Origin of the sequence: Streptomyces sp. NRRL WC-3549 (genome assembly GCF_000721935.1) — a bacterium.
GTDB lineage: Bacteria > Actinomycetota > Actinomycetes > Streptomycetales > Streptomycetaceae > Streptomyces.
Genome location: NZ_KL585433.1, coordinates 469 through 894, shown reverse-complemented (window position 1 = coordinate 894; position 426 = coordinate 469). Strand labels below are relative to the sequence as shown.

The window sequence follows — 426 nt, the reverse complement described above, 5'->3', positions numbered from 1 at the left end:
GATGTGTATAAGAGACAGGGTCGGAGGGTGTCGGCGTCCTGGTGGTGGAGCGGCTGTCGGATGCCCGGCGTAACGGCCATGAGGTCCTGGCGGTGGTACGCGGGTCTGCGATCAACCAGGACGGTGCGTCGAACGGTCTGACCGCGCCGAACGGACCCGCGCAGCAGCGGGTCATCCGGCAGGCCCTGACCAGCGCAGGCCTGAACGCGTCACAGGTCGACGCCGTCGAGGCGCATGGCACGGGTACGACACTGGGTGACCCCATCGAGGCACAGGCCCTGCTGGAGACCTACGGTCAGGAGCGCCCGGAGGACCGGGCGTTGTGGCTCGGGTCGATCAAGTCGAACATCGGTCATACGCAGGCGGCGGCCGGTGTGGCCGGGATCATCAAGATGGTGTTGGCGATGCGGCACGGTGTGCTGCCGC

Annotated in this window: 1 pseudogene; it reads left to right on the top strand. The window is 67.8% G+C overall.

Annotation, left to right across the window (positions count from 1 at the left end):
* Positions 1-14: 14 nt before the first annotated feature.
* Positions 15-426: pseudogene (locus IH13_RS0130925) on the top strand (beta-ketoacyl synthase); the annotation flags it as partial.